Below are 6,576 nucleotides of genomic sequence, written 5' to 3'. Positions count from 1 at the left end.
CTAAGCCTGAGAAACCAGCTGAGCCTGAAAAACCTGCTCAACCTGAGAAACCAGCGCAACCAGAAACTCCTGCTCAACCGGAAAAACCAGCTGAGCCTGAAAAACCGATTACTTCTTCATCTCCTGAAGAAGGAGTTAAGGATCTTGTCTTTACACTTCCAAGTTTGGAAATTGTCAATAAGGTCGTACCATTCAAGACTATCCGTCGCGAAAATGCCCTACTAGATAAAGGAAAAGAGCAAATTCTATCAGAAGGTAAAAACGGTCTGCTAGTCGAGTATGTTGAAGTAGATGGTGACAAGCGCAAAGTTCTCCAAACAGAATCGACTCCGGCTCAAGATCGAGTGATCGAGGTGGGTATCAAGCAAAGCTCAGTTGGAACAGAGGCGCCACCTGTTGTGACCCTTCCTGAGTATGTTCTACCAAGAGAGATCGAAAAACCAGCTCCAGTCGTAACAGACAATTCATCAGTAAAAGATGAAAAAGCTCCTGTTGCAACTACAGTCAAACAAGACAAGGAAAAACAACTCCCAGCAACTGGGGAACAAGAAGCAACTGCCTTCCTCTTCTTGGCAGCTATTACTTCTATCTTGTCTCTCCTTATCTTCCAAAAGAATTTCAAAGACTAATCAAAATCTTTGATTGATTCTTTCCCATTATTTCAGTTCCCCCGTAGAGAAGACCATCTGGTCTTCTCTTTTTTATCAATGGAAAGCAAAAAACATCCATAAATTCACATGGATGTTCTGATATACATCTATAAATAAGATGATCATTGAGGATAAGTGTTTTCAAATTCAACTGCGATTTCAAGGAAACTGTCAGCAAAAACTATAAAGTTTTTTTCTTATATGACTATCTCTTGCGATGGAAATCGCTCTTCTGCTCGTATCTTCAAAGCTAGTTGAGTTCAAGGGATAGTCCATCTGCAGTTTTTTTCATGTAGCTCTTTTCTAATCATCAATCTCCTCCTCCCACAGTTGAATTTCTAAAACATCTGCAACCTCTATCAACCTATATCCCTCGTTTGTTCTAATAGATAAGGTTTTAGAGGACAACTCTTTCACTTCACCAATGATAGTGGTTTTCTGTTTCTTTTCCTTGACCACAAAGCATCCCTTCAGTTGCCCAACATAAAGCTGAGAAAGCAAGAGTAGCTTCTCAATTGAATTCAAATTCGTCGAAAAATCAACCCGATTTTTTTCTTCACCAAGCGAACTAGTATGCTCTGAGAGGAAAAAACCCATCCACTTCTGCATCCCTGGATCTTGATAGTCTCGCGCAGATTGAAAAGGTAAATAAGAACGATCAATCATTGTAATCCATCTAATCCTCCAGCAGAATGTCCACCAATCAGCTTGCTTCTAGCAAGACTCCTAGAGGCTTCTTCCAGTGCATTGGCCTTTAAGAGGGCGGTGAAACCAAATTGTTCCCGAATGGAGTCAATAGCCGTCTGGAGCCTTTCTTCTTTTTCTAACTTGTCAACATCATCAAAGAGAGAGATCAAACCAAAGGACTCGTCCACAAATCCTGAATAGTTGACTCCAACACTTCTGACCGATCCAGAAGTGTATTTGTTATGAAATAGCTTCAAAACATAATCCGTTAAGATAGCGGTATTATTGGTAGGTTCGACCTTCATTTGTGTGTGAATAGACGGCCTGACCTCCTGTTTAGAGAAACCAACATAGATAGAGACAAGGGTTGTTTTCTTGCCCGCTCTTCTCAGTCTAATAGCCACCTGCTCTGCCATTTCTCGGAGAATAATTTCGATATCCCGTAACTTCACGTAGTCTCTCGGCAAGATTTGAGAATTTCCCAAACCTTGGGACTTGGCTTTATAGGGCTTATGAACATTGCTCTCATCAATCCCGTTAGCATGAAACCACAAACGCAGGCCAGCCTGACCCAGAACTTTCTTTAGCTGATCTGGATTACTGGTTGCCAATTCCTTGATGGAATAAATCCCCAGAGTATGCAAGCGTTTCTCCATCCGCCTACCAATCCCCCAAAAATCCGTCATCTTGGGAATGGCCCAGACCTTCTCTTCCACGTCTTGATAAGACCAGTTGGCTCTCATGGTCGGGGTGTGCTTGGCCTCATTATCCAGAGCCAACTTGGCCAGTAAGGGATTGGCATTGGACATACCCACCGTAGAGTATATCCCTGTCTGCCTCCAAATATCCCTCTGAATACGAGCAGAAAGCATATCCAGCTTGTCTTTGCGAGAAATCTGCCTGTCTGGGACAAAATAATTGAGCGAACTAGTCAGGTCAATAAAGCCCTCATCGATAGAGTAAGGATAAATATCCTCTGGACTGCCATAATTTTGAAAGATTCGTTGAATTTCCATATTGACTGCGATATACTCATCCATCCGAGGTGGCACAATCAAGGTGACTTGGGCCCAATCTTCGATGTAGCGTACATAGTCCGAGTCGGTAGGTAACCCTTGCTTACTGGCATTATAGTAGGAAAATTTGCGAGTTTTGATATCAAAGGGCAGATCATAGGCCCGACCAACATTTGACTTGCCAAAAATCTTCTTAAACATGGGAGAGGAGGCTAGGATCAGGCCAGTTGAATTATCCGTTCGACTCATGACACAAAGTGAGGTCTTCAGCGGATGCAAGCCCCTTTTCACACACTCGACACTGGCATAAAAGGATTTCATATCGACAAAGGCAATATCACTTTTGGGCTCTCTGGAATAATCAAAGTAGCCCATTGGCTAGCCCTCCATTGGCACAAAGTTCCCAACGATAATCCCCACAATCCGGGGATCTTCCTCATAGGAGATGAAAATATCCTTGTATTTAGGATTGATAGAGACCAGACGCAAGCCATCTTCCTCCCGATAAACCCGTTTGATATAGGTCTGGTTGTTGCAAACCACTGCATAAACAGCCCCATCATAATCAAATCCTGTTTCCCGAATCAGAGCCACGGAGCCATTTTGATATTTAGGTTCCATGGAGTCCCCAGCCACCCAGGAAGCAAAATCATGAGCCAGTTCTTCATTGAAATAAACCGTATCAAAGTTTCGATCATCATAAACCGAAGCCCCGATCCCTGCTGACATGCGTTCATAGACACGGTACTCGAAAAGTTTTTCTGGCATGGCCGTTACCTTCTTGGCTTGTTCCTCTTGAGCTAGATTGCGAACATAGACCACTACCTTTTCCTTCCCCTGATGGGAGAGACTATTATAGAGACGTACAATTTCGATTTGGGTAAAATACCCTTCTACTACCTTTAAAATCTTCTCTAGCTGAGCAACCTTCTCCTTGGATGGTTCCTTGATGCCACGTTCCCAAGCCGAGTAAGCCTGAAAACTAATCCCAAGCCGCTCTGCAATTTCCTTCTGTGTCAATTTTAACTCTTTTCTCCGAGCCTTGAGTTTTTCTGGTTGGTACATGATTCACCTCCTAGTGTGACGCTTTCGTTGCAGGTTGACTCTATTTTAAAATTCAACCATTTTGGTTTAGTTTTATTATATAAAAAAAGTGAACGATTGTCCACTGGGAAAATCAAGTTTAAGCAGCAACACTTATTTATTTTGAACAAAAAAGACATCCAAGAGTAAATTCTTGAATGTCTGAAAAGATTATAACTCCATTAACCTTATCAATAGACTGGAAATGATGATGTTATGGTCTCCTTATCTCAAATACTGCTGTATCAACCCACTCATTATGAATTTGTAAGTCATTTTCTATCATTCTACTAAAGGTGAAGCCATTTTTTAAAAGCACTCTCTGAGAAGCTAGATTATCTCTTGCTGTTCCTGCAATGATTCTATTGAAACCATAAGTCGTGAAGGCCTTATCTAAAACGAGTCTAACTGCTTCGCTGGCATAGCCTAAATTGGTGACATTTTCCCCAATCCTATACCCAAGCTCTGCTGTTTTTCGATCACCCTCTAAGACACTTAAATTGATTCTCCCGACCATAACACCTTCCGAATCTCTAATAAGATGCATATAGACATCACGATTCCTTTGTTCCGTTAACAATTCCCTTGTAATTTCTTTAAAACCTTCTAAATCAAAATAGTTAGCTGGTCTAGGAGGTAAATTTCGTTCAAAATACTCTCGATTTTCTTTTTCAAAAGAATAGACGTCTAGACTATTTGCTTCAGACAGCCACTCTAAACTGATCATTTCAAAGCCTCCCCTTCATTATCCACACTCAAATTTTCGCATGTTTACACCATATAAAAACTTAGATAAACTGATAAATCTCCCCTTCTCTTCTTAGGAAAAATATTGTTAGACTGACCTAGCCCTAGCGACTCCTATTCTAATTTTTTCAACAGCTTTACAACTTGACGATTTTCAATCCTCACATAGTATACACCACTATCACTGACAAGTTTATCCTCTTTATACTTAGCAATTTTGACAGCATAAAGACCTCTTGGTAAGGGTTGGTTGGCAAAAAATTCCTTCATGAGCGTTTCAAGCTCTTTAAGATAGTCATCATACAAGAGATCTCTTTTTTCCTTTGGAACGAAATACTGAAATTCAAATGTCGGTATAAAAATCTCTTTTTGAAAAAGATATTGAGCATCCATTGGGTACATTCCTTGGAGAGCTTGTCCCTTACTTTGATTTTCCTCTAATATTTCATTATAAAGATAGATATTATCAGATTGGCTATTAAATTCAAAACGAATACCTTGATACTTCAAATCAGACAGTTTAGGATCTTTGATTGAAGTGTCCAATGTTTTTAAGAATTCGCTGGTGCCTGGACTAACTTCAATACCTAAATAGGCTAATTCTGGGAAAACATTATAAATTTTTTTATCATTTTTGTAATCAACCTCTGCATCTGTCTTTCTATATGTTTTATTTTCCGAAAAACGAGTATAGTATTTAAATCGAGTTTGAACCTGATAGGTTTTTCCGGCTATATTTTCACTATAAGTACCATGGATTACAAATCCTCCCACACTTGTATAGTTTTTCTCATATTTTTCTAACTCAAATTGACCTGTTAAACCATAGTTTTGATAAGAACGATGCACAGCTTGCTCAATCTCAGTTCGACTTACATGAGCAAATAGCCCCCACATATCCATTAGAGAAAGAATAGGACTACTCACTGTGAGGATTGCGATGGGGATAACTATGGATAAGCACCCTATTAATATCCAATTTTTATTCTTGGAATTTCCTTCAGATTTTTTACCAGTTTTCTTTTTCCTTTTAAAAATTAGAATGAGCAAAACCAAAATCCCTAATACTAATAAAACCAATCTACAATCTCCTTTTATTTTGGATAGCTGTTAATAGGTATATAGGAGATTGACAGAAATACTCTTCTCACCTACTACTTATCCTGAATTCCAATTTTCCTACCTAGCATACGAAACATTGCATTGAAATCACAATGATCTCCCACACCAGATGCTTTCTAAGTGATTAGAATCAAATAAACTACGAGGAAACGCCCAATCCGAGTAATGGACACTAGCTCCTTGACAATTCAGATAGGTTGACCTTAAACACCATAAACTCATCTGAAATGAGGAACAGTCCTTACCTCATTATACCACATGAGAGATACCGTGAGAAGATAAGAGAAGCAAAAAACACCCCATGGTGTGAACCATGAAGTGTTGTAAATGCTGTATTGTAGCTGATTCTTAACGTTTTGAGGCAACTGACTCTGTCAGGTTGCAACCACATTTGTAAGCGACTAAAATCGCAACAACTGTGGCAATTGCACCAATTTAGTATGGAAACATAAAAAAACACCCCGAAAGGTGCTCTTTGTAAGTATAGTAATTCTCTCGAACTAACGTTTACTAAATTGTGATGCTTTACGAGCTTTCTTAAGACCTGGTTGGAAACACTTCTATTTGAATAAGTTCAAGATGCGCTTAAAATTAATATTTTCCGACATTTACAGAAAACAAAATTTCATCTAATTTGAATAACTTTCATTTGAATGGTGTGAATTCCCCCCTAAAAATACACGGATTGAGCTAGATTTTACCAAAAAGATCACACCATTTAAATTGTTATTGTTTTATATATAGAAGTCAAAATATACAAAAAATTTCAAATATTTGATTATGAACCTCTTCTCTCAAACAATCTATCTGTCATAGAAAGTTCTAGAATAATAATCTCACTTTGTTTATCTAATGAAAGTCTTGACGACACTAATTTTTCTTTTAAAATCGCAGAAATATACTGTATTTGGTTATTTTCTACTTCTTCAACTAATGCCCTTAAGTCTTCACCTTCAATACTTTCAAGAACATCGTGAATAATAAAGTTAGGAACGGTTTTTCCAATTGTTCGAGCAAAAAGTTGATAGGCAATATCATATGCAGCAATAAGAGATTTTCGAGTCCCAGTACTTGTCCCTTCAGAAAGAGCCCCTATTGATACTGGAAATCTATCATGTTTAGGATCATAAACTAGTACGGGTTGTTCTTTATTAATACGACTTGCCACACTTTTAAAATAATGATTAAAAGCATCCATTTTTGCCTGATATTTTGCTTCAGAAATTTCAACAATTGTCTTAAGTTCAGTTATCTTTTCTATCAATTTTTCC

The 6,576-nt window shown here is 38.6% G+C and carries 7 protein-coding genes; 1 reads left to right on the top strand and 6 read right to left on the bottom strand.

Annotated features, from left to right (window positions below; genetic code table 11):
• Window positions 1–629 (top strand): LPXTG cell wall anchor domain-containing protein (locus HMPREF9184_RS09820; protein WP_009444051.1); only part of this gene is annotated, 629 nt, incomplete at its 5' end.
• 324 nt (window positions 630–953) lie between these two features.
• Here HMPREF9184_RS09820 and HMPREF9184_RS00435 read toward each other — a convergent pair.
• From HMPREF9184_RS00435 to HMPREF9184_RS00410, 6 genes are all read right to left on the bottom strand, one after another.
• Window positions 954–1,316: a hypothetical protein gene (locus HMPREF9184_RS00435; RefSeq protein WP_000567211.1), complete on the bottom strand. Its 363-nt coding sequence runs from the start codon at window positions 1,314–1,316 to the stop codon at window positions 954–956.
• The gene (locus tag HMPREF9184_RS00430; protein ID WP_000540288.1) at window positions 1,313–2,728 is read right to left on the bottom strand and encodes a Y-family DNA polymerase; all 1,416 of its coding nucleotides are present in this window, start codon (window positions 2,726–2,728) and stop codon (window positions 1,313–1,315) included. Before HMPREF9184_RS00430 ends, HMPREF9184_RS00435 begins: the two co-directional genes overlap by 4 nt.
• Before the next feature lie 3 nt (window positions 2,729–2,731).
• Entirely contained in the window at window positions 2,732–3,418 is a 687-nt protein-coding gene (locus HMPREF9184_RS00425) for an XRE family transcriptional regulator (RefSeq protein ID WP_000284675.1), read from the bottom strand.
• Window positions 3,419–3,650: 232 nt separating this feature from the next.
• On the bottom strand, window positions 3,651–4,163 hold the full coding sequence (locus tag HMPREF9184_RS00420; RefSeq protein WP_000624261.1) for a GNAT family N-acetyltransferase: 513 nt from the start codon (window positions 4,161–4,163) through the stop codon (window positions 3,651–3,653).
• 134 nt (window positions 4,164–4,297) lie between these two features.
• Window positions 4,298–5,263 carry a hypothetical protein gene (locus HMPREF9184_RS00415; protein WP_000243684.1) on the bottom strand — a complete coding sequence of 322 codons (966 nt, stop codon included), beginning with the start codon at window positions 5,261–5,263 and terminating at the stop codon, window positions 4,298–4,300.
• Between the two features lie 820 nt (window positions 5,264–6,083).
• Window positions 6,084–6,576: DUF2326 domain-containing protein (locus HMPREF9184_RS00410; protein WP_009444049.1), on the bottom strand; the 493-nt coding region annotated here is incomplete at its 5' end.

This window comes from Streptococcus sp. oral taxon 058 str. F0407, assembly GCF_000235485.1.
GTDB lineage: Bacteria > Bacillota > Bacilli > Lactobacillales > Streptococcaceae > Streptococcus.
The sequence above is the reverse complement of the archived record's forward strand: the minus strand, read 5'-3'. Positions and strand labels throughout refer to the sequence as shown.